The organism is Sphingomonas sp. URJC2 (genome assembly GCF_059803575.1).
Map to the genome: position 1 here is coordinate 1 of NZ_JAPFGX010000022.1, position 20126 is coordinate 20126.

At 67.6% G+C, this 20126-nt stretch carries 22 protein-coding genes; 12 read left to right on the plus strand and 10 right to left on the minus strand.

Features of this window, described 5'->3' with window-relative positions; all coding sequences use genetic code 11:
* Positions 1 to 158: 158 nt before the first annotated feature.
* Positions 159 to 1064: an alpha/beta fold hydrolase BchO gene (gene bchO / locus OPU66_RS09460; RefSeq protein WP_498553379.1), complete on the plus strand. Its 906-nt coding sequence runs from the start codon at positions 159 to 161 to the stop codon at positions 1062 to 1064.
* Between the two features lie 170 nt (positions 1065 to 1234).
* Here bchO and OPU66_RS09465 read toward each other — a convergent pair whose 3' ends face one another.
* Positions 1235 to 2176 carry a carotenoid 1,2-hydratase family protein gene (locus tag OPU66_RS09465; RefSeq protein WP_498553428.1) on the minus strand — a complete coding sequence of 314 codons (942 nt, stop codon included), beginning with the start codon at positions 2174 to 2176 and terminating at the stop codon, positions 1235 to 1237.
* Positions 2065 to 3657, minus strand: a complete 1593-nt coding sequence (gene crtD / locus OPU66_RS09470) for a 1-hydroxycarotenoid 3,4-desaturase CrtD (protein ID WP_498553380.1) — start codon at positions 3655 to 3657, stop codon at positions 2065 to 2067. The genes OPU66_RS09465 and crtD overlap by 112 nt, the downstream gene beginning before the upstream one ends.
* Before the next feature lie 83 nt (positions 3658 to 3740).
* Here crtD and OPU66_RS09475 point away from each other — a divergent pair, with 83 nt between their 5' ends.
* From OPU66_RS09475 to pufC, 10 genes are all read left to right on the plus strand, one after another.
* Positions 3741 to 4838: a methyltransferase gene (locus tag OPU66_RS09475; protein WP_498553381.1), complete on the plus strand. Its 1098-nt coding sequence runs from the start codon at positions 3741 to 3743 to the stop codon at positions 4836 to 4838.
* A gap of 108 nt (positions 4839 to 4946) precedes the next feature.
* Positions 4947 to 5882 carry a chlorophyll synthesis pathway protein BchC gene (bchC, locus tag OPU66_RS09480; RefSeq protein WP_498553382.1) on the plus strand — a complete coding sequence of 312 codons (936 nt, stop codon included), beginning with the start codon at positions 4947 to 4949 and terminating at the stop codon, positions 5880 to 5882.
* Entirely contained in the window at positions 5879 to 6862 is a 984-nt protein-coding gene (locus OPU66_RS09485) for a chlorophyllide a reductase iron protein subunit X (RefSeq protein ID WP_498553383.1), read from the plus strand. The genes bchC and OPU66_RS09485 overlap by 4 nt, the downstream gene beginning before the upstream one ends.
* 3 nt (positions 6863 to 6865) lie before the next feature.
* Entirely contained in the window at positions 6866 to 8452 is a 1587-nt protein-coding gene (bchY, locus tag OPU66_RS09490; protein ID WP_498553384.1) for a chlorophyllide a reductase subunit Y, read from the plus strand.
* Positions 8449 to 9894, plus strand: a complete 1446-nt coding sequence (gene bchZ / locus OPU66_RS09495; RefSeq protein WP_498553385.1) for a chlorophyllide a reductase subunit Z — start codon at positions 8449 to 8451, stop codon at positions 9892 to 9894. Before bchY ends, bchZ begins: the two co-directional genes overlap by 4 nt.
* A gap of 148 nt (positions 9895 to 10042) precedes the next feature.
* A complete protein-coding gene (gene pufB / locus OPU66_RS09500) occupies positions 10043 to 10276 on the plus strand; it encodes a light-harvesting antenna LH1, beta subunit (RefSeq protein WP_498553386.1) in 234 nt (77 codons plus the stop codon).
* A gap of 14 nt (positions 10277 to 10290) precedes the next feature.
* Positions 10291 to 10479 (plus strand): light-harvesting antenna LH1, alpha subunit, encoded by a 189-nt coding sequence (pufA, locus tag OPU66_RS09505; protein ID WP_498553387.1) that lies wholly within the window; start codon positions 10291 to 10293, stop codon positions 10477 to 10479.
* 135 nt (positions 10480 to 10614) lie between these two features.
* Positions 10615 to 11439, plus strand: a complete 825-nt coding sequence (gene pufL / locus OPU66_RS09510) for a photosynthetic reaction center subunit L (RefSeq protein WP_498553388.1) — start codon at positions 10615 to 10617, stop codon at positions 11437 to 11439.
* A gap of 13 nt (positions 11440 to 11452) precedes the next feature.
* On the plus strand, positions 11453 to 12457 hold the full coding sequence (pufM, locus tag OPU66_RS09515; protein WP_498553389.1) for a photosynthetic reaction center subunit M: 1005 nt from the start codon (positions 11453 to 11455) through the stop codon (positions 12455 to 12457).
* 14 nt (positions 12458 to 12471) lie between these two features.
* Positions 12472 to 13545 carry a photosynthetic reaction center cytochrome PufC gene (gene pufC, locus OPU66_RS09520; protein ID WP_498553390.1) on the plus strand — a complete coding sequence of 358 codons (1074 nt, stop codon included), beginning with the start codon at positions 12472 to 12474 and terminating at the stop codon, positions 13543 to 13545.
* A gap of 460 nt (positions 13546 to 14005) precedes the next feature.
* Here pufC and OPU66_RS09525 read toward each other — a convergent pair whose 3' ends face one another.
* Complete coding sequence (locus OPU66_RS09525; RefSeq protein WP_498553391.1) at positions 14006 to 14215, minus strand: hypothetical protein; 210 nt, start codon at positions 14213 to 14215, stop codon at positions 14006 to 14008.
* Between the two features lie 225 nt (positions 14216 to 14440).
* Between OPU66_RS09525 and OPU66_RS09530 the strand changes: the two genes are divergently transcribed.
* Positions 14441 to 14710, plus strand: coding sequence for an HNH endonuclease (locus tag OPU66_RS09530; protein ID WP_498553392.1), 270 nt, complete (start codon positions 14441 to 14443; stop codon positions 14708 to 14710).
* Between the two features lie 155 nt (positions 14711 to 14865).
* Here OPU66_RS09530 and hemA read toward each other — a convergent pair whose 3' ends face one another.
* The 7 genes from hemA to puhA are packed head-to-tail and all read right to left on the minus strand — an operon-like array spanning position 14866 to position 20108.
* The gene (gene hemA, locus OPU66_RS09535) at positions 14866 to 16086 is read right to left on the minus strand and encodes a 5-aminolevulinate synthase (RefSeq protein WP_498553393.1); all 1221 of its coding nucleotides are present in this window, start codon (positions 16084 to 16086) and stop codon (positions 14866 to 14868) included.
* Complete coding sequence (gene puhE, locus OPU66_RS09540; protein ID WP_498553394.1) at positions 16076 to 16879, minus strand: putative photosynthetic complex assembly protein PuhE; 804 nt, start codon at positions 16877 to 16879, stop codon at positions 16076 to 16078. The genes hemA and puhE overlap by 11 nt, the downstream gene beginning before the upstream one ends.
* On the minus strand, positions 16873 to 17937 hold the full coding sequence (gene acsF / locus OPU66_RS09545) for a magnesium-protoporphyrin IX monomethyl ester (oxidative) cyclase (RefSeq protein WP_498553395.1): 1065 nt from the start codon (positions 17935 to 17937) through the stop codon (positions 16873 to 16875). The genes puhE and acsF overlap by 7 nt, the downstream gene beginning before the upstream one ends.
* Complete coding sequence (locus OPU66_RS09550; RefSeq protein ID WP_498553396.1) at positions 17934 to 18227, minus strand: O2-dependent cyclase accessory protein; 294 nt, start codon at positions 18225 to 18227, stop codon at positions 17934 to 17936. Before OPU66_RS09550 ends, acsF begins: the two co-directional genes overlap by 4 nt.
* Positions 18227 to 18712 (minus strand): photosynthetic complex assembly protein PuhC, encoded by a 486-nt coding sequence (puhC, locus tag OPU66_RS09555; RefSeq protein WP_498553397.1) that lies wholly within the window; start codon positions 18710 to 18712, stop codon positions 18227 to 18229. Before puhC ends, OPU66_RS09550 begins: the two co-directional genes overlap by 1 nt.
* Positions 18709 to 19338, minus strand: coding sequence for a photosynthetic complex putative assembly protein PuhB (gene puhB, locus OPU66_RS09560; RefSeq protein WP_498553398.1), 630 nt, complete (start codon positions 19336 to 19338; stop codon positions 18709 to 18711). The genes puhC and puhB overlap by 4 nt, the downstream gene beginning before the upstream one ends.
* Positions 19335 to 20108, minus strand: coding sequence for a photosynthetic reaction center subunit H (gene puhA, locus OPU66_RS09565; RefSeq protein ID WP_498553399.1), 774 nt, complete (start codon positions 20106 to 20108; stop codon positions 19335 to 19337). The genes puhB and puhA overlap by 4 nt, the downstream gene beginning before the upstream one ends.
* Positions 20109 to 20126 lie beyond the last annotated feature (18 nt).

Here is a 20126-nt window from a genome sequence, read left to right on the forward strand (position 1 = left end):
GCCGCCGCCCGGCGCATCGCCCGTGCCGGGCTGGGCGCGGTGGTGATCGACATCGGCCCGCGTCCGCAGGGCGAGGCGGCGGCGCTCGCCACCGCGATGGCCGGGCGCTATCTGCACCTGCCGCGCGCCGATGCGGCGGCGATGATGGCGGCGGTGCCATGACCGCGCCCGACTGGCGGCGCGAAGGCCGGGGCTGGCCGCTTGCCGAACATAGCCGCTTTGTCGCCAATGGCCCGCTGGTCTGGCACGTCCAGCGGTTCGGCAGCGGCCCGACGCTGCTGCTGATCCACGGCACCGGGGCGGCGACGCACAGCTGGCGCGGGCTGGCCCCGCTGCTGGCCGAGGGGTTCAGCATCGTCGCGGTCGATCTGCCCGGCCATGGCTTCACCCGCGGGCGGCTGCCCACGGGGCTGGCGCTGCCGGGCATTGCCCGTGCGCTGGGGGCGTTGTGCGCGGCGGAAGGGATCGCGCCCGTGGCGCTGATCGGCCACAGCGCGGGTGCCGCGATCGCCGTCCGCATGGTGATGGACGGGGTGGTGCCGGCCGCTGCCGGATCATCGCCGCCCGTGCATGTCATCGCCCTGTGCCCCGCGCTCAGGCCGTTTGGCGGGGATGCGGCCGGGCTGATGTCGGGCATGGCGCGGCTGATGTTCGCCAATCCGGCAATGCCCTGGCTGGCGGCGGGGCTGGCGCGGTTTGCGGTGCGCACCGACAGTTTCCTTGCCCGCAGCACCGGATCGCGCATCGATGCCGAAGGGGCGGCGCTTTACGGCAGGCTGTTCGCGTCGCCGGGGCATTGTGCGGGGGCGATCGGGCTGATGGCCGATTGGGATCTGGCGCCGGTCGCGGCCGCGCTGCCCAGGCTGGGCGTGCCGATGACGATCCTGCACGGCGCGCGCGACGCCGCGGTGCCGCTGGCCGAGGGGCGGGCGGCGGCGGCCGAGGCCGGGGCGGCGTTTCACCCTCTGGCCGGGCTTGGCCATCTGGCGCATGAAGAGGATCCGGCCGGGGTCGCGGCGCATATCCGCGCGGTGCTCGCCGGAACGGCAACGGGGGCAGCATGAACGAAAGCTATGGCTGGATCGAGTTCGTCATCTTCGGCCCGCTGATCCTCGGTGTGCTGTTCTGGCAGCTCTGGTCCGTCAATCGCGAGATCAACGCCGATCGCGCGCGCCGCGCCGCGGAGGAAGCCGCCGCCGCGCCGCCGCCAAGTTCACCGCCACTGTCTGCCGGCTCAGCCGGGCCGGCGGGGCATGCGGAAGGGCAGCATCCACTGGACGGCGGGCGACACGAACCGGGTCAGTGACAGGCTTTCATGCACGGCGGCGACGCGTTCACCGAACAGCGTCGTCTCCAGCGCCGAGCGTGCGTAGAAGGGCGTGTCCTCCCAGGTGCGGCGCACCCGTGCCACGCCCTGATCGGCCCGGGTTTCGCGATTCATCAGCCACCATGTCCGCGGCAGCGGGGCCGCCGGGGGCAATTCCGCCTCGCTGACGCCGCCCTGATGATCGAAGCGCAGCGCGGCGGCAAAGCGCGACCGGTCGGCCCGCACCCCTTCATACAGCACCGCCACGTCAGACCCCAGATGCGCGCGCGACCATTGCCAGTCGACAAAGCCGGCCTCGAGCGATTCCGACCCGTCATTGCAGTCGAAATAGGCATGGCCGTTCCAGCTGATGCCGGGGCTGTCCATCACCACCTCCACCCGCGCGCGCGGCGCGATCGGCCGCCAGTGATGCCGGCCATCGGGATCGAGGGTGAAGCTGTTGGGGTTGATGAACTCGGGCAGCAGCCGCACCCGCCCGCGCACGCGGCGGGGCAGGGGGGTGGCGATCTCGTCAATGTCGATGACCAACCCCTCGCCGGTCCAGCGCATTGCGCTCGGCCCGACGGCGAGCAGATCGGGCGCGCGGGCGACGGCGGCGGCACCCCGTTCGGTCATCGCCCAGCGCGCGCCGCGCGGGCCATAAAGCGCGACGTTGATCGCGCTGTGACGGATCGGCTCGCCGCGCCCGCTCGCCTTGTAATAAGGTGAGAACACCGAGCCGACAAAGCCGATGATCGTCAGCCCGAAATCGCCTCCGTCGGAGAGGGCGTCGACATACCACCAGGCATAGCCGCCGGGCGCGACCGCCCGGTCGAAGCGAGGTCCGCCAGAACGGTCTTCGCCGCCAATCGACCGGACAAGGCCGCCATCGGCACCCCCGCGCCCGGATGGACACTCCCGCCCGCGCAATAAAGCCCAGGGATCCGTGTCCGGCTGCCGGGGCGGAGGAAGGACGCCGCCCATCCGTGCGAGGCCCGTCCATAAAGGGCTCCACCCGTCGAGGGATAGAGGTGCTCGAAATCCGTCGGCGTCACCACGACCGGGGGCCGGGTTGGGCTGAGGTCCAGCCCGCATGCCCGCAGCCGCGCCTGCATCTGCCTGGTGCATGTCTCGATCTCCTCTTGGCCATAATCATGGCGGTCGCCATTGGCGGGGGCATTGACGATGATCTGGAAGCGTTCCGGCCCGGCGGACGGCGCCGCCCCGGCCGTCGCCGGACGGTCGAGCGCGCAGACATAGACGGTCGGGTCTCGCGGCGGGCGGCCGCCGGCAATATCGTCGAACTCCGCCCGGTAATCATCTGAAAAAAGAACATTATGCCTGACAAGCGGCAGGCCTTCGGCCTGTGCCTGCATCAAAAAGGTGAAGGCAGAGAGCGACCGGTTGGCAGGGGCAGGGGCGCTCACCGCCCGCGCCACGCCGCCGCCGAAGCGGCCGGCGGCGAGTGCGGCCACATCCGCGCCTGCAATCACTGCCCGCGCCGCGATCCGCTCGCCCGAATCGAGCCTGATCCCGGTGACGCGGCCGCCGCCGGTTTCGATCTCCGTCACGTTTGCGCCGGTGCGGAGCACCGCACCGTGCCGCACCGCCAGCCGGGCAAGCGCGGCGGCCAGCGCGTGGATGCCCCCTTCGATCAGCCACACCCCGGCCTGTTCGACATGGGCGATGAGCGCAAGCGTCGCCGGCGCACGATAGGGCGAGGAGCCGCAATAGGTCGCATAGCGGGCGAACAACTGCACCAGCCGGGGATCGCGGAACGTGCGGCCGAGCATCCGGGCCAGCGGCGTATAGGGGTGGATCGCGGCCAGCGCGCCGACCCGCATCATCCCGATCCGCCAGGTCAGGCCGATGGGGTTGGTGCGCGTGGCACGCATGAAGCTGTGCTCGAGCGTCTCGAAACTGTGCCGCGCCTGCGCCATGAAGGCGCGGAAGCCATCGGCCTCGCGCGCACCGGCAAAGGCGGCGATGGCCGCGGCGCTCGCCTCCGGATCGGCATGCAGATCGAGCCGGCTGCCATCGCTCCAGCCATGGCGGGCGAGGATATCGGCCTGGGTGATCGTCACTTCATCGTCGAGCGCGGCCCCCGCTTCGGCGAACACCTCGTCGAACACGTCGCGCAGCGTGAACACGGTCGGCCCGCCATCGACCGAGACCGGGCCATCGGCGCCGGGCACCTCGACCATGCGCGCCTTGCCGCCCGGGGCCGCCTGACGCTCGATCAGCGTGACCGGCACACCGCGCGCGGCAAGCAGCGTCGCTGCGACCAGGCCGCCAATGCCGGCCCCGACCACCACGACGCCCTGATCGTCCGCCTCTCGCCCCGCCGCCACGCCGATACCGCCCCTCCCGCTTGTCGGTTGACCTGGACATAACATGCGTCCAACCATCTGGACAGATGGGGTGATCGACCGCAATGGCTAACCGTCTTCACAGGCTGCGGCTCGGCTGGACGGGCTGGCGCAACCGGCTGCTCGCCGCCCCCGGCTTCCGGCGTTTCGCCGCGCGCTGTGCGCCGCTGCGGCCGGTCGCGCACCGTTATGCCCGCGACCTGTTCGATCTGTCGGCAGGCTTTGTCTATTCGCAGATCGCCCAGGCGCTGATCGAATCGGGGCTGCTCGCGGCGCTCGCCGAACGGCCGCGGGACGAGGCGGAGGCCGCCGACATTGCCCGCCTGACGCCGGAGGCGGTGCGCGTGCTGCTGCGCGCCGGGGAGCCGCTGGCGCTGACCGAGCAGGTGGGGGACGTGTGGACGCTCGGCACGCGCGGGGCGGCCATGTCGACCAGCCCCGGCGTGGCCGAGATGATCGCCCATCACCGGCTGCTCTATGCCGATCTGGCCGATCCGCTGGCGATGCTGCGCGGCGGCGGGCCGGGGCGGCTGGCGGCGCTGTGGCGCTATGACGGCACCGCGGATCCGGCCGATATGGCCAGCTATTCGGCGCTGATGGCGGCAAGCCAGCCGATGGTCGCCGAACAGGCGCTCGCCGCCTATGGATTCGGCCGGCACCGGGCGATGCTCGACATTGGCGGCGGGCTGGGGGCCTTTGCCGAGACGGTGTGCCGCGCCACGCCCGGCCTGTCGGCAGCGGTGTTCGATCTGCCGCCGGTCGCCGCCCGCGCCAGCGCGCGCTTTGCCGGGCTCGATCTGCCGCTTCGGGCGATTCCCGGTAGCTTCATCTGCGATCCGCTGCCCGGCGGGCATGATCTGATCACGCTGGTCCGGGTCGCGCATGACCATGATGACGGCCCGGTTGCCGCGCTGCTCGCGCGAATCCATGCCGCGCTGCCGCCCGGCGGCACGCTGCTGATCGTCGAGCCGCTGGCAGAGGCCCGGTCGGCCCCCCGCGTCGGAGCCTCTTATTTCGGGTTTTACCTTGCCGCGATGCGCTCCGGCCGGCCGCGCAGCTTTGCCGAATATCGCGGCATGGCGCGGGCGGCGGGCTTTGCCTCGGCGCGGTTGCTGCCGACCCCGCTCCCGCTTGCCGCCAGCGTGATCGTCATCCGCCGCTGACGTCAATTCAGGTTGACACACGATAGTGTCAAGACCATCATACATCTGACCCGGCATCCATTCCTGACCTTACGGAATGGAACGGGCCTCCGGGGGGAGGGCCAGATTATGGAATCACTTGCGGTCATCATCGAAGCGCCTGAGCAGCTTTCGTTGCGGCCGCTTGCGCTCACCGATGTCGGTGACGACGATCTTCTGGTCGACATCGCGTGGAGCGGCATCAGCACCGGGACTGAAAAGCTGCTGTGGACGGGGCGGATGCCGCCTTTTCCGGGCATGGGCTATCCGCTTGTGCCGGGCTACGAATCGGTGGGGCGCGTTGCCGATGCCGGGGCCAATGCCCAGGCGCGCATCGGCGAATGGGTGTTCGTGCCCGGCGCGCGCTGTTTCAAGGGCGCAAACGGCCTGTTCGGCGGTGCGGCGGCGCGGGTGATCGTGCCGGCGGCGCGGGCGATCCCGATCCCCGAGTCGCTGGGCGAGGCCGGTGTGCTGATGGCGCTGGCCGCCACCGCGCATCACATGCTGCCGGGCTTTGATCCGCCCGATCTGATCGTCGGGCACGGTGTGCTCGGCCGGTTGCTGGCGCGGATCGCGATTGCACGCGGCGCGCCTGCGCCGACCGTCTGGGAAATCGATCCGCTGCGGCGCGGCGGGGCCGAGGGATATCAGGTCATCAACCCGGCCGATGATGGCCGGCGCGATTATCGCGCCATCTATGACGTCAGCGGTGCGCATGGCCTGATCGACGAACTGATCGGCCGGATGGCGCGCGGCGGCGAACTGGTGCTGGGCGGCTTTTACCAGCAGCCGGTCGCCTTTGCTTTTCCGCCCGCTTTCCAGCGTGAGGCGCGCATCCGCATCGCTGCCGAGTTTCAGCCCGCCGATCTCGCCGCCACGCGCGCGCTGATCGAGAGCGGGCAACTGTCGCTCGACGGGCTCGTCACCGACGTGCGCCCGGCGGACAAGGCAGCGGAGGCCTATGCAACCGCGTTCGGCGATCCGCGCTGCCTGAAAATGGTCATCGACTGGAGGACAAGGGCATGACGATGCTGGATGTGGACGCGCTGCGTGCGGAAGCCGCGGTCGATCCAGACCCGGTGCCGACCGGCGCCGCCACCAAGACGACGCAGATCATCGCGATTTACGGCAAGGGTGGATCGGGCAAGAGCTTTGCGCTCGCCAACCTGTCCTACATGCTCGCCCAGCAGGGCAAGCGGGTGCTGCTGATCGGCTGCGACCCGAAGAGCGACACCACTTCGCTGCTGTTCGGCGGCAAGTCCACGCCGACGATCATCGAAACCTCGTCGCGCAAGAAGCTCGCCGGTGACGAACTGGCCATCGAGGATGTCTGTTTTCAGCGCGACGGCGTGTTCGCGATGGAACTTGGCGGGCCGGAAGTCGGTCGCGGCTGTGGCGGACGCGGGATCATCCACGGCTTCGAGACGCTGGAAAAGCTCGGCTTCCACGACTGGGGCTTTGACTATGTGCTGCTCGATTTCCTGGGCGACGTGGTCTGTGGCGGCTTCGGCCTGCCGATCGCCCGCGACATGTGCCAGAAGGTGATCGTTGTCGGCTCGAACGATCTCCAGTCGCTCTACGTCGCCAACAATGTCTGCAAGGCGGTCGAATATTTCCGCAAGCTGGGCGGCAATGTCGGCGTCGCCGGCATGATCGTGAACAAGGATGACGGCACGGGCGAGGCGCATGCCTTTGCCGATGCGGTCGGCATTCCGGTGCTCTGCGCCATCCCCGCGCATGAGGATATCCGCCGCAAATCGGCCAATTACCAGATCATCGGCCGGCCCGACGGGCAATGGGGGTCGCTGTTCGAGGAGCTGGCGAGCAATGTGCAGACGGCCCCGCCGCTCCAGCCGCGCCCGCTCGACCAGGACGGTCTGCTCGGCCTGTTCAAGCCCGAGGAGACCGGCGGCAATGTGACGCTGGTGCCCGCCACCCAGGCGGACATGCGCGGCGGCACCTATGCTGAGCGGCCGTCCCTCGAAGTGATTTACGACGAGGTCTGAGCGATGACTGACCGGTCTCCCTCCACCCGCACGCTCGACCGAATCGACGCCGCGCCCGACGCGACGGTTTCCGTCGATGCCGGGGCACTGGGTTCCGCGCCGGTCGAGGCTGGCCCGGTTGAGGCTGGCGGCTGCCATGCGGGCGCGGAAAAGCTGCGCGCCCAGGCGGCGGCGGCTGGCAAGGCGGAACTGCTCGACGGCTATGCCCGCGACTATCCCAAGGGGCCGCATGATCAGCCGCAAAGCATGTGCCCGGCCTTTGGTTCGCTGCGCGTCGGGCTGCGGATGCGGCGCACCGCGACCGTGCTGTCGGGCTCGGCCTGCTGCGTCTATGGCCTGACCTTCACTTCGCATTTCTACGGCGCGCGCCGGACGGTCGGCTATGTGCCGTTCAACTCCGAAACGCTCGTCACCGGCAAGCTGTTCGAGGACATTCGCGACGCGGTGTTCCAGCTCGCCGATCCGGCGCTCTACGACACGATCATCGTCACCAATCTGTGCGTGCCCACCGCATCGGGCGTGCCGCTGCAGCTGCTGCCGCGCGAGATCAACGGGGTGCGCGTGATCGGCATCGATGTGCCGGGCTTTGGTGTGCCCACCCATGCCGAGGCCAAGGATGTGCTGGCGGGCGCGATGCTCGCCTATGCCCGCAAGGAAGCCCAGGCAGGGCCGGTGCAGGCCCCGCGCGAGCGCGCCGATCTGCCGACGGTGACGCTGCTCGGCGAAATGTTCCCGGCCGATCCGGTGGGCATCGGCATGATGCTCGCCCCGCTCGGCCTGCAGGCCGGGCCGGTGGTGCCGACGCGCGAATGGCGCGAACTGTATGGCGCGCTTGATTGCGCCGCGGTCGCCGCCATCCATCCCTTCTACACCGCCAGCATCCGCGAGTTTCAGGCCGCCGGACGTCCGGTCATCGGCTCGGCACCGGTCGGCGTCGATGGCACGGCGGACTGGCTGGCTGCGATCGGTGAGGCCTGCGGTATCGCCGCTGACAAGGTCGCCGCCGCCCAGAACCAGTTTCTGCCCGCCATTCGCGGCGCGCTGGCCGCCCGGCCGGTGCGCGGGCGGATCACCGTCTCGGGCTATGAAGGTTCCGAACTGCTCGTCGCCCGGCTGCTGATCGAAAGCGGGGCCGAGGTGCCCTATGTCGGCACCGCCTGCCCGCGCACCGCCTGGTCGGAAGCGGACCGGGCCTGGCTGGAGGCGCGCGGCACCTTCGTCCAGTACCGGGCAAGCCTTGAACAGGACATTGCGGCGGTCGAGGAATATCGCCCCGATCTGGCCATCGGCACCACGCCGGTCGTCCAGCATGCCAAGGCCAAGGCGCTGCCCGCGCTTTATTTCACCAACCTGATTTCGGCGCGGCCGCTGATGGGGCCGGCGGGGGCCGGCAGCCTGGCAATGGTGGTCGGGGCCGCGCTCGCCAATCAGGCGCGGTTCGACCGGATGCGCGATTTTTTCGACGGTGTCGGCGACGGCGCGACCGCCGGGGTGTGGGAAGACACGCCGGTCGACCGGCCGGATTTCAAGGCAAAGTTCGCGGCGCGCCGCATCGCTGCGGCCAAGGCGCAGGAGGCAATCGGCCAATGACGCTGATCCTCGATCATGACCGGGCGGGCGGCTATTGGGGTGCCGTCTATGCCTTTACCGCAGTCAAGGGCCTGCAGGTGATCATCGACGGGCCGGTCGGGTGCGAAAACCTGCCGGTCACTTCGGTGCTTCATTACACCGATGCGCTGCCGCCGCACGAACTGCCGATCACCGTCACCGGCCTGTCGGAACAGGAGCTGGGCCGCGACGGCACCGAAGGCGCGATGCGCCGGGCGTGGGAAACGCTCGACCCCGATCTGCCGTCGGTCGTCGTCACCGGCTCGATCGCCGAGATGATCGGTGGCGGCGTGACGCCCGAGGGCACGACGATCCAGCGCTTCCTGCCGCGCACCATCGACGAGGATCAGTGGCAGGCCGCCGACCGCGCGCTTGCCTGGCTGTGGACCCAGTTCGGGCCGAAGAAAATGCCCGGGCCGAAGCGGTTGAAGGAGGGTGAGCGCCCGCTCGTTAATATCATCGGGCCGATGTACGGCATGTTCAACATGCCCTCCGACCTCGCGGAAATCCGCCGTCTGGTCGAAGGCATCGGGGCCGAGGTGAACATGGTGTTCCCGCTCGGCAGCCATCTGGCCGATATTCGCCGGCTGGCCGATGCCAGCGTCAACATCTGCATGTACCGCGAGTTCGGGCGGCTGCTGTGCGAGGCGCTGGACCGGCCCTATCTGCAGGCGCCGATCGGGCTGCAATCGACCACGGCGTTCCTGCGCAAGCTGGGCGAGCTGACCGGGCTGGACCCCGAACCGTTCATCGCGCGCGAAAAGCACACCACGATCAAGCCGCTCTGGGATCTCTGGCGGTCGGTGACGCAGGATTTCTTCGGCACTGCCAGTTTCGGCATTGTCGCCAACGAAACCTATGCCCGCGGCGTCCGGCATTTCCTCGAAGAGGATATGGGGCTGCCCTGCGCATTCAGCTTCTGCCGCAGCGCGGGGGTGAAGCCCGACAATGAGGCGGTGCGCCAGGCGATCAAGGCCAATCCGCCGCTGATCCTGTTCGGCAGCTATAACGAGCGGATGTACATGGCCGAATGCGGCGCGCGCGGCATGTATGTCCCGGCCAGTTTTCCCGGCGCGGTCATCCGGCGGCACACCGGCACCCCGTTCATGGGCTATTCCGGCTGCACCTATATCCTGCAGGAGGTGTGCAACGCGCTGTTCGATGCGCTGTTCCACATCCTGCCGCTGTCGACGCAGATGGACGCCGTCGATCCGACGCCGGCACGGGCGCGGGCCGAAATGGCCTGGGAGGCCGACGCCAAGGCCAAGCTTGACGCGATCCTTGAGGCCCAGCCGGTGCTGGTGCGCATTTCGGCCGCCAAGCGGCTGCGTGATGCCGCCGAACGCGCCGCGCGCCGGCATGGCGAGCATCTGGTGACGGCCGAGCGCCTCGCCGATGCGCTGCTCGAAGGGCAGCCGGCATGAACATTTCACCCTTTTCCCTTCGTCCCGCCGGCCATGCGCCGGCATCGGGCGGGGAGCATGAATCCGCACGGCGACTGGCGTCGTGCGGAGGTCGCCCGGAGGCGTTCGCGCCGCATTGTTACCGGCCGGGCAGATTGGAGACGGAAGCATGAGCGATACCAGAGACGATCGCTTCGGTCCGGGGACCTATCTCACCCCCGACGAAGCGAAGGAATTCCACAAACTGTTTGTCAGCAGCTTCATCCTGTTCACGCTGGTGGCCATCGTCGCCCACTTCCTTGCCTGGATGTGGCGGCCGTGGATTCCGGGGCCTGACGGTTATGCGGCGCTGCAGACTGGCGTGGATTTCGCCAGCACCGCCATCACCAGCCTGATGGTCTGAGGGGAGGACGAGACATGTGGAGAATTTGGCTGATTTTCGACCCGCGTCGTACGCTGGTCGCACTTGCCGTGTTCCTGTTCGTGCTCGCGCTGATGATCCATTTCATCCTGCTCAGCACCGACCGGTTCAACTGGCTCGATGGACCGAAGAAGGCGGCTGCCGTGGCAACGGCGCCGGCCGCGACGGATCAGGCAACACCCTGATCCGCTCGTCGGGACGGGACGGCTTCGGCCTGTCCCGTCCCAGCCGGCCGGTCTGACCGGCCGGCTGACCGGCCCGGGAAACCGGAGCTATTAATCGCATGCATGCCCGCCAGCAGGCAGGGGAGGGGTTAAGTCATGGCGCTCTTGAGCTATGAACGAAAGTACCGCGTCCGTGGCGGGACGCTCATCGGGGGCGACCTGTTCGACTTCTGGGTGGGCCCGTTTTATGTCGGGTTCTTCGGGGTCACTGCGGCGTTCTTCTCGCTGCTCGGCACCGGGCTGATCCTGTATGCGGCCTCATTGGGGCCGACCTGGAACCCGTGGCTGATCTCGATCGAGCCGCCCGATCTGTCCTACGGCCTGGCACTCGCGCCGCTGCGCGAAGGCGGGTTCTGGCAGATCATCACCGTCTGCGCGATCGGCGCATTCGGCAGCTGGGCGCTCCGCGAGGTCGAAATCTGCCGCAAGCTCGGCATGGGCTATCATGTGCCCATCGCCTTCGGCGTGGCGATCTTCGCCTATGTGACGCTGGTCGTCGTCCGGCCGATGCTGCTGGGCGCCTGGGGGCATGGCTTCCCCTATGGCATCTTCAGCCATCTCGACTGGGTGTCGAACACCGGCTACCAGTATCTGCATTTCCACTACAATCCGGCGCACATGCTGGCGGTGTCGTTCTTCTTCACCACCACGCTTGCCCTTGCCATGCATGGCGGGCTGGTGCTGTCGGCGACGAACCCGCCCAAGGGCGGCACCGTCAAGACGCCGGAATATGAAGATACATTCTTCCGCGACCTGATCGGCTATTCGGTCGGCACGATGGGCATCCACCGCGTCGGGCTGCTGCTCGCGCTCAATGCGGGCTTCTGGAGCGCGGTGTGCATCGTGATCTCCGGACCGTTCTGGACCCGCGGCTGGCCCGAATGGTGGACCTGGTGGCTCAATCTGCCGATCTGGTCCTGAGGAGGCACGCGCCATGTCCCGCTATTATTCGCTGTTCAACGAGATCCAGCTGCGCACGGCCCCCGAATATGGGGTGCCGCTGCCGGCGGGGAACGACCCGCGCCTCGGCAAGGGCGGCTATAACTACTGGATGGGCAAGCTGGGCGCGGCCCAGATCGGCCCCTTCTATCTGGGCAAGCTCGGTCTTGCCTCGCTTCTGCTCGGCTTTCTCGCGTTCGAGATCATCGGCCTGAACATGGCCGCTTCGGTCAACTGGAGCCCGGTCGAGTTCGTACGCCAGCTGCCTTGGCTCGCGCTTGAGCCGCCGGGGCCGGAATGGGGATTTTCGCCCTTTGTGCCGCTGGCTCAGGGGGGCTGGTGGATCCTTGCCGGCTTTTTCCTGACCGCGTCGATCCTGCTCTGGTGGCTCCGCACCTTCATGCGCGCCAAGGCGCTCGGCATGGGCACGCATATTCCATGGGCGTTTGCGAGCGCGATCTGGCTCTATCTGGTTCTCGGCTTCATCCGCCCTGCGCTGATGGGCAGCTGGTCAGAAGCGGTGCCGTTCGGCATCTTCCCGCACCTTGACTGGACGGCGGCTTTTTCGATCCGGTACGGTAACCTGTTCTACAATCCGTTCCACTGTCTCTCGATCGTGTTCCTTTACGGCTCGACGCTGCTGTTTGCGATGCATGGCGCAACGATCCTTGCCACTGCCCGCTACGGGGCCGAGCGCGAGATCGAGCAGATCACCGACCGCGGTACCGCCACCGAGCGCGGTGCCCTGTTCTGGCGCTGGACCATGGGCTTCAATGCCAACATGGAATCGATCCATCGCTGGGCATGGTGGTTTGCGGTGCTGACGACGCTGACCGGCGGTATCGGGATCCTGCTTACGGGCACTGTCGTCGACAACTGGTACCTTTGGGCGGTCGAGCATCATTATGCCCCGTCTTATCCCGACAGCGGCACCATCGATCCGGCGACGCTGCCGCCGGTGCCGATGGAAAATCCGCCGGCCGCTCCGGCCGCACTCTAAGCGAGGACCGCGCTATGAACCGTCACCTCGTCCTTGTCGCCGGCATCCCAGCGCTGATGGCCCTTGCCGGATGCGAACTGGGCCCGAAGAAGATCGAACAGACCGGCTATCGTGGCGCGGGCCTCGCCCAGGTCATCGACACCGACAACATCAAACCGGCGGGGGTCATTCCCCCGCCACCCTATCCGCTGCCGGCGGACGAAGGGCCCAAGGCGTCCGAAGTCTATGAGAATGTCCAGGTTCTGGGCGGCCTGTCGGCTGAGCGTTTCAACCATCTGATGGCATCGATCACCCAATGGGTGTCGCCGGAACAGGGCTGTAACTACTGCCACAATCCGGAAAACATGGCGTCGGACGAGATCTATACCAAGGTCGTCGCGCGGCGGATGTTGCAGATGAACCTGAAGATCAACGCTGCCTGGTCGCCGCATGTCAAGCAGACGGGCGTGACCTGCTATACCTGCCATCGTGGTCAGCCGGTTCCGGCCAATGTCTGGGCGCGCAAGCCGGTTGATGATCCCTCTACCATCCGCGGCAACAAGCGCGGCCAGAACAGCCCGGACGTCGACGTCGCCTATGCGTCGCTGCCCAACCGGTCGTTCGAGGACTATCTGTCGTCCAATCCCAAGGATGCGCGCGTCGCATCGTCCAGCGCCTATCCGGGCTGGAATCCGGGCGTCGGGACCCGCAGTGCCGAAGACACTTATGGCATCATGATGCATCTGTCCTCGGCACTTGGCGTCAACTGCACCTATTGCCACAATAGCCAGTCCTTCCGGTCATGGCCGCTCAGCCGGGCGCAGCGCGCGACCGCCTGGTACGGCATCCGCATGGTCCGCGACATCAATCATGGCTATATCTCGCCGCTCCAGGCGGTCTTCCCGGCCAACCGCAAGGGACCGCTGGGCGATCCGTACAAGGTCAACTGCCTGACCTGCCATCAGGGCCTGCCCAAGCCGCTTGGCGGGCAGAGCATGATTGCCGATTATCCCTATCTGCGGATCGCAGCCGCCGGCCCGCCGCCCGCTCCTGAAGCGGCGGCTCCGGCTCCGGCTGAGACCGCACCCGAAGCGCCTGCCGCTCAGTAACGCCCGCAGCCAGGCGTAGGCCTTGGTCACTCCGGACCCTGTCCGGGGTGACCTTTTTTATCTGCGGGCCATGTGTTTGGTGTGGCGCAAGCGGCCATGGCACGATCACCGCGCTGGATGGCGGATCGGCGCTGACGACAGGCCATTTTCGGGGTCTGTCTTTGCTCTGACGTGGGCGCATGTTGGCGGGCATTCCGCCTCGCGTGTCTTGCGGCTGGCGGCAACCGCGTCCGGTATTGGAGCATTTTCAAGCCGGATGGACACACCCGGCGACCCGGAAAATGCCGTAGATTAAAGGCCTTCGGATTGGAAATCGCTCTGGCGGCGGGGCCGGCCAGGCGTTGGTCTGACCGACAAGGCCAGCGCCGCGTGCCAGGAGTATGCGGCGGGCGCGGACACCCGGCAATCCGAAGCGCTTCGGGGCGTCGCTCTGACGCCGGCTATCGGTTCTGGCGGCGCTTCACCGCGGCGGATCGAGATCCTTGCGGGCCTGATCCTCTGCGCGCCGACGCTCCGGCCATCGCGCCTCGTTCGCTTTGCCCTGTGGCGTGTCGAGGGGATGCTGGTTGCCCGGCCGCCTGAGGAACCGGGCAAGGGCGATCGCCGCGATCGCGACGCCAGCGATCAGGGTGAATAGCGCGAGGGCGGGCACAAGCTGGTCGCTGGTCATGCGCGATCAACGGCCCCGGCAGGACCGGGTTCCGGCCGATGGCCGCGACATCCCGCGACAAAATCGTGGCTCCTTCGACAAAGGGGCACGACAATCCTCTATGATAAAAGGGTGTCGGACGGGTTTTCCCCTCCCGTTCGCCGGCATACCCGGATCGGGCCTCGCTCTTCCCCCCCTTGGAGCGAGGCCCTTTTCACATCCGCAGCGCTGCGGCAGGCAAGTTGGATGATCCTATGCTGGCTATGTGCGCGGCCAGTCGGCGTGCGCCATGAATGGCACCATCCGGTGCCACGCAGCCGGGGCGGGCGTGACGTGGTCGCGCTGCACCCGATCTGTCACCGCATGGTCCACGCCCATTTTTCGAACGTCCAGCTCGCCCGCATAGGGGCCGACCGCGCGGCGATCGCCAGCGACCCGGAAATCGCACGCTTCTTGCGCTGGATCGCCGACAAGCCGCCCGATTTTCACGCCCCGACCATGGGCCGGCGGCGCTAGAGCGGTCTGGTCGGCAGCGCAGACCGGGCGCATGCTGCCCCTGCGGGACTGCGCTGGTCCACCGGTGTGAGCTTCTGCCTCGGTCTGGTTATCATTGTCGGGCGGGGCCAGGCCGTTTCGGCCGGGCCCCGTTCCAGAACATCGCGGCAGGCGGATCAGGCCGCGGCTGGCACCCGGCTGAGTGCGCAGCGCGACCAGCATTCGCTCAGCGCCTCGACCAGCCGGTCGATATCGCCGTCGTCATGGACGGGCGACGGGGTGATCCGCAGCCGCTCGGTGCCGCGCGGCACCGTCGGATAGTTGATCGGCTGGACATAGATGGCGTGGTTTTCGAGCAGCCAGTCGCTGATCTGTTTGCAGTGGCGCGGATCGCCGACCATCACCGGGATGATATGGCTGGGATTGTCGAGCATCGGGATGCCCGCTGCCTTCAGCCGGGCGCGCACGGTCGCCACCCGCTCACGGTGCGCCTCGCGCTCGGCATTGCTGTCCTTCAGATGGCGGATGCTGGCGGTAGCACCGGCGGCCAGCGCCGGGGGCAGGGCGGTGGTGAAGATGAAGCCCGAGGCAAAGCTGCGGACGAAATCGCACACCGCGTGCGAACCGGCGATATAGCCGCCCATCACGCCATAGGCCTTGCCGAGCGTCCCTTCGATCACCGTGATCCGGTCCATCAGCCCTTCGCGCTCGGCCACGCCGCCGCCGCGCGGGCCATACAGCCCGACCGCATGGACTTCGTCGATGTACGACATCGCGCCATGCGCCTCGCATACGTCGAGGATTTCGGCGATGGGCGCGATATCGCCGTCCATCGAATAGACGCTTTCGAACGCCACCAGCTTGGCCCGGTCCGGGCCGATCGCGGCCAGTCGCCGGTCGAGATCGCGCCAGTCATTGTGCGCGAACACCTGACATTCGGCGCGGCTGTGGCGGATGCCTTCAATCATCGAGGCGTGATTGCCGGCATCCGACAGCACGACGCAGTCGGGAAGGCGCGATGCCAGCGTGCTGAGCGCCGCCCAGTTCGACACATAGCCGGAGGTGAACAGCAATGCCGCATCCTTGCCATGCAGATCGGCCAGCTCCGCCTCCAGCTGCGCATGCTGGTGCGTGGTGCCGGAGATGTTGCGCGTGCCCCCCGCGCCCGCGCCGCAGCGGTCGAGCGTCTCGTGCATCGCCGCCAGCACCTTGGGATGCTGGCCCATGCCCAGATAGTCGTTGGAGCACCAGACGGTCACATCGCGCAGATCGCCATCGACATGGCGCGTGGCGCGCGGGAAGGCACCGCGCCGCCGCTCCAGCTCGGCGAAGATGCGGTAGCGCCCTTCCTGCCGAAGCGAGTCGAGTTCGCCTGTGAAGAACGCTTCATAATCCATAACGGCCTCCCCTTATCCGGTCGGGCGACTGGGCAGGTATCGCCCAGCGCCACAGGGCCCCGTCGCGCAGCGGCAGGCCCAGAAAAACATGTTCAAGCGCACCCAGCGCCGCGAGCGCGAACACCAGGCTTGCGCCGGTCGCGGCGCCGCTGCCCGGGTCGAACCCGGCGGCGCGCCAGCCAAGCCATCCGGCCAGCGCCACCGTTCCCAGGATCGAGACGGCGAGCACGGCCCCGAACGGCCGGCGACGGAAATAGGTCTTCAGATAGGTCATTTGCGGCGGCAGCAGATCGTCGGAGAAGTTCGGCACCCCGACATGCAGGTTGATCTTGGTGCTGAGCCGCAGCAGGAACAGCAGTCCAAAGGCTTCCGCCCCGGTGCGGTTGGGCAGCTGCCAGCAAATGCCCGCCAGCAGCAGCGCCGTCAGCGCCAGCGCGATTTCATGGTGCAGGATCGCGGCCGATCCTTCCACGAAGCGTGCCCAGCGTCCGTCCGCGCCCGATGCTGGCGCGCGCCGCGGCCCGGCACAGGCGCCGGTCAGAAATGCCAGTTCGTGCCAGCCCCAGATCGCGAGCGCGCCGGCAAAGGACAGATAGGCGGCTGCCGGGCTGGTGCCCGCGCCCGCATAGACGACCGCGCCAAGGCCGATCAGCCCGGCCAGTCCGCCGACAATCAGGCTTGGCCCAAAGGTGCGCGGCGCCCGGTTCGCGGCCCAGGCGATCAGCCCGGTGCTCAGGAACCAGGCGACGATCATGCCCAGGGCCGGCCCGATATGGTCGGCGAAGGTCACCATGCCGGGGCCATGCGGACAGTGGACGGCAGTTCATTCTTTTCGGGGCGCATCAGATACATGCCCACCAGCGCGCGCGCCGCACGCGCGACCCCGGCCACGCGTCCGATGGCTCCCGAGATCCCGCCGCGCGCCCGAGCGGCCTCGATGGCATTGGCGGCACTGCGCAGATCCTCCATCCGCGCGCGGAAGCGCGGATCGTCGATCGGCAGCGTGACCGGAAACACCTGGCGGCTGATCTCGGTGGTGATGCGGAACACCTCGAAATCATAATCGCCGGGATCGACGCCCAGCGCCTTGTGGAAGGCCGGGCGGTTATGGTCGCGCACATACATGGTCGCGAACACCGACAGGGTGAAGAAGCGGATCCACAGCCGGTTCAGGCCGGTGAGCAGTTTCGGATCGGCGCGCATCAGCAGGGCAAAGGCCTCGCCATGGCGGAACTCGTCATTGCACCACTGCTCGAACCAGTTGAAAATCGGGTGGAACCGGTTTTCCGGCTTGCGCGCCAGCTGGCGGAAAATGGTGATGTAGCGCGCATAACCGATCTTTTCCGAAAGATAGACGGCGTAGAAAATGAACTTCGGCCGGAAATAGGTGTATTTCTTGGTCTTCGTCAGAAAGCTGAGGTCCACCCCCAGCCCGGCATCCTTGAGCGTGTCGTTGATGAAACCGGCATGGCGGCTTTCGTCGCGCGACAGCATCTTGAACAGCTTCTTCACATCGGGGTTCTGCACCCTTTTGGCGATTTCCGCGTAAAGAATGCATCCGGAGAATTCCGAGGTCAGCGAACTGACGAGGAAGTCGATGAACTCCTTGCGCAGCGCCGGCTCGAGCGTGTCGAGAATGCCGTCAAACTCCTCCGCACGGCGGAAATGATGGCGATTGGGGTCCGACTCCATTTCCGCCATCAGCGCATCCCACTCACCACGCACGCGCGACACGTCGATACGGTCGAGCGCGGCATAATCGGTCGTGTAGAAGCGCGGCGACAGCATCGTGTCGGTGCGGGCAAGCTCAAGGCTTTCCGTGCTGGTGCCGAGGCGGGCAGGCGCGTTCATCGCATTCTCCCTGGAGTGAAGCTGACCTCGTAAAGCTCGGTCAGCTCGAAATTGGCCTTGAGCTTGGTCCATGCCCGGCGGATCGGGCCGGCGATCTCGACAGTCGCCATCCGGCGGATCTCGATCCGTGCGCCGAACGGCACCCGGATCGGTGCGCCATGGACACGAACACGGTCGCCGGGGCCGATCGGCACATCGCCGTCCAGCTCGACATGGGCATGAAAATGCTCCTCGCTCTGCTCGATCGCGATCGTGCAGGGGGTGTCGAAGCGGTTGCGACGCCACAGCATCAGCGCGTTGCCTCCGGCACGATCAGTCGCAGGAACGCCGCGCGGTTGGTGTGGCCAAAGCCGTTGAGCTCGATCGTCCGCCCGGTCGCCATGTCGACCAGCGTCAGCTGGGTATCGTCCCACAGCGACAAACGGAACGGCTTGCTGGCATCAAGGCCATGCATCCGCCGTTCGCGGGCCAGGCCGCGCATCACCCCGCGGATGAAGCCGCTGCCGTCCTGGCCGATGCGCGCCACTTCGCGGCCACTCCGGGCATCGGTGACCAGCACCTCGCCGGCGGCGGTGTCGGAAAACTTGAGCAGCCGTTCGCGCACCAGCCCGACATGCTTGGCCGCGCGCAGCTCGGCCGCCGTCGGCGCGGCAGGCAGCAGGTTCGACCGGACCGAGACGACGAGGGCGAAGGATGCCGCGATCAGCATCCCCGCCAGGGCAATCGCCGCCGGCGGCACCATGTTTTCGTGATGATGATGACCGTGTCCGCTCATGCGACCGCTCCCATTGCCGGGGCGCCGGGGCGGCGCTGATCCGGGCTGATGTCGCCGACCGCTTCACCGCGCGCGATCGGGCCGATGGCCGCACGCGCCTTGACCAGCCGTTCGGCGACCAGCTTGCCATCGGGAAGCGCGCGCAGCATCGGCTGGGGCTGGCGCAGCCGCCATGGCCGCGCATGGGGCCAGAGCAGCAGATAGCCGATCCGCCCATTTTCGATATGAAGGGCAAGATCACCATGATCGGGGCCGAGCGGACGATATTCCGCCCCGCTGATCAGTTTCAGCGGCAGGTTGAAACAGGCGTTGAGCGCGACGCCGATGCGCAGCACGACCCGCCGGTTGGTAAGCGTGTAGACGGTGGTCGCCGCAATCGCCCAGGCAAGCAGATAGAGAAGCCCGAGGCAGCCGGCCCCTGCCGCCACGGTCAGCGCCGCGCCGATCAGGCTGCCGCTTGCCAGCCCATAGGCGATGAGCGCGACGAAATAGGCCGCGATCCAGCGCGTGTGGAAGCCGTGGCGGGCAAAGACCCGCCAGTCCGGCCCGCCCTGCCACAGGATTTCCTCGCCAGCGGGCAGATGGCCGGGCAGCCCGCGGATCGGCTCGTCATCATACTCGGTCACAGCAGCGGCTCCGTGCGCCCGGGCAGGCCATAGAGATAGCCGCCACCGAAATAGCCCATGATCTTGTCTTCCTCGAGCCGGGTCACCTGGCCCGGGGTCTCGACGACGGGCACCTGCTCGAACTGGGCGGCCGAGATCGATTCCACCTCGATCACCCGCTTGCGGCGATGGATGTTGGCAAAGCCGATCGGGGCCAGGATCTCGCGGCCGCCGGTGGTGCGGACCGCATAGTAGCGCACGACATGTTCGGCGCGGTCGACCCACAGATCGGTGACGGTGCCGGCCGGCTTGCCGTCGGCGCCCACCACGGTCCAGCCGCGCGGATCGGGATCGCCGCTCGCGATGCTGACATGATCGTCGCTGGCCATCGGCACGATGCGCGGATTGCCGTGTCGATCCTGATCGGGCCATGCGGCGCGCTGAGCATAGGCGGCCGGGCCGATGCCGTCGACCAGCGGGTTGCCGGTCGGTTCATATGGCGCGCCGGGGAAACGGTCGATACGCCGGGCGGCGATGTCCACCGGCTCGCGGCCCTTGGTCGGCATGGTGGCGACACCGCGGCCGAAGGGCAGGTTGAACTCCTTGTACATGGACGCGCTGAGCGGGCCCCAGGAGCTGTCGACACGGCCGGTGACCGTGTCCTCAAGCGGATAGCCCTCGCGACGGTCTTCGCGGCGCAGGTAGAAAATAAGGCCAATGAAGAACAGGACGAAAGCGTAGAAGCAAAGCTCCGCCACGTCCAACTGGCCGGCCAGGATCACGCGTGACATCCCATTCTCCTCTCAATA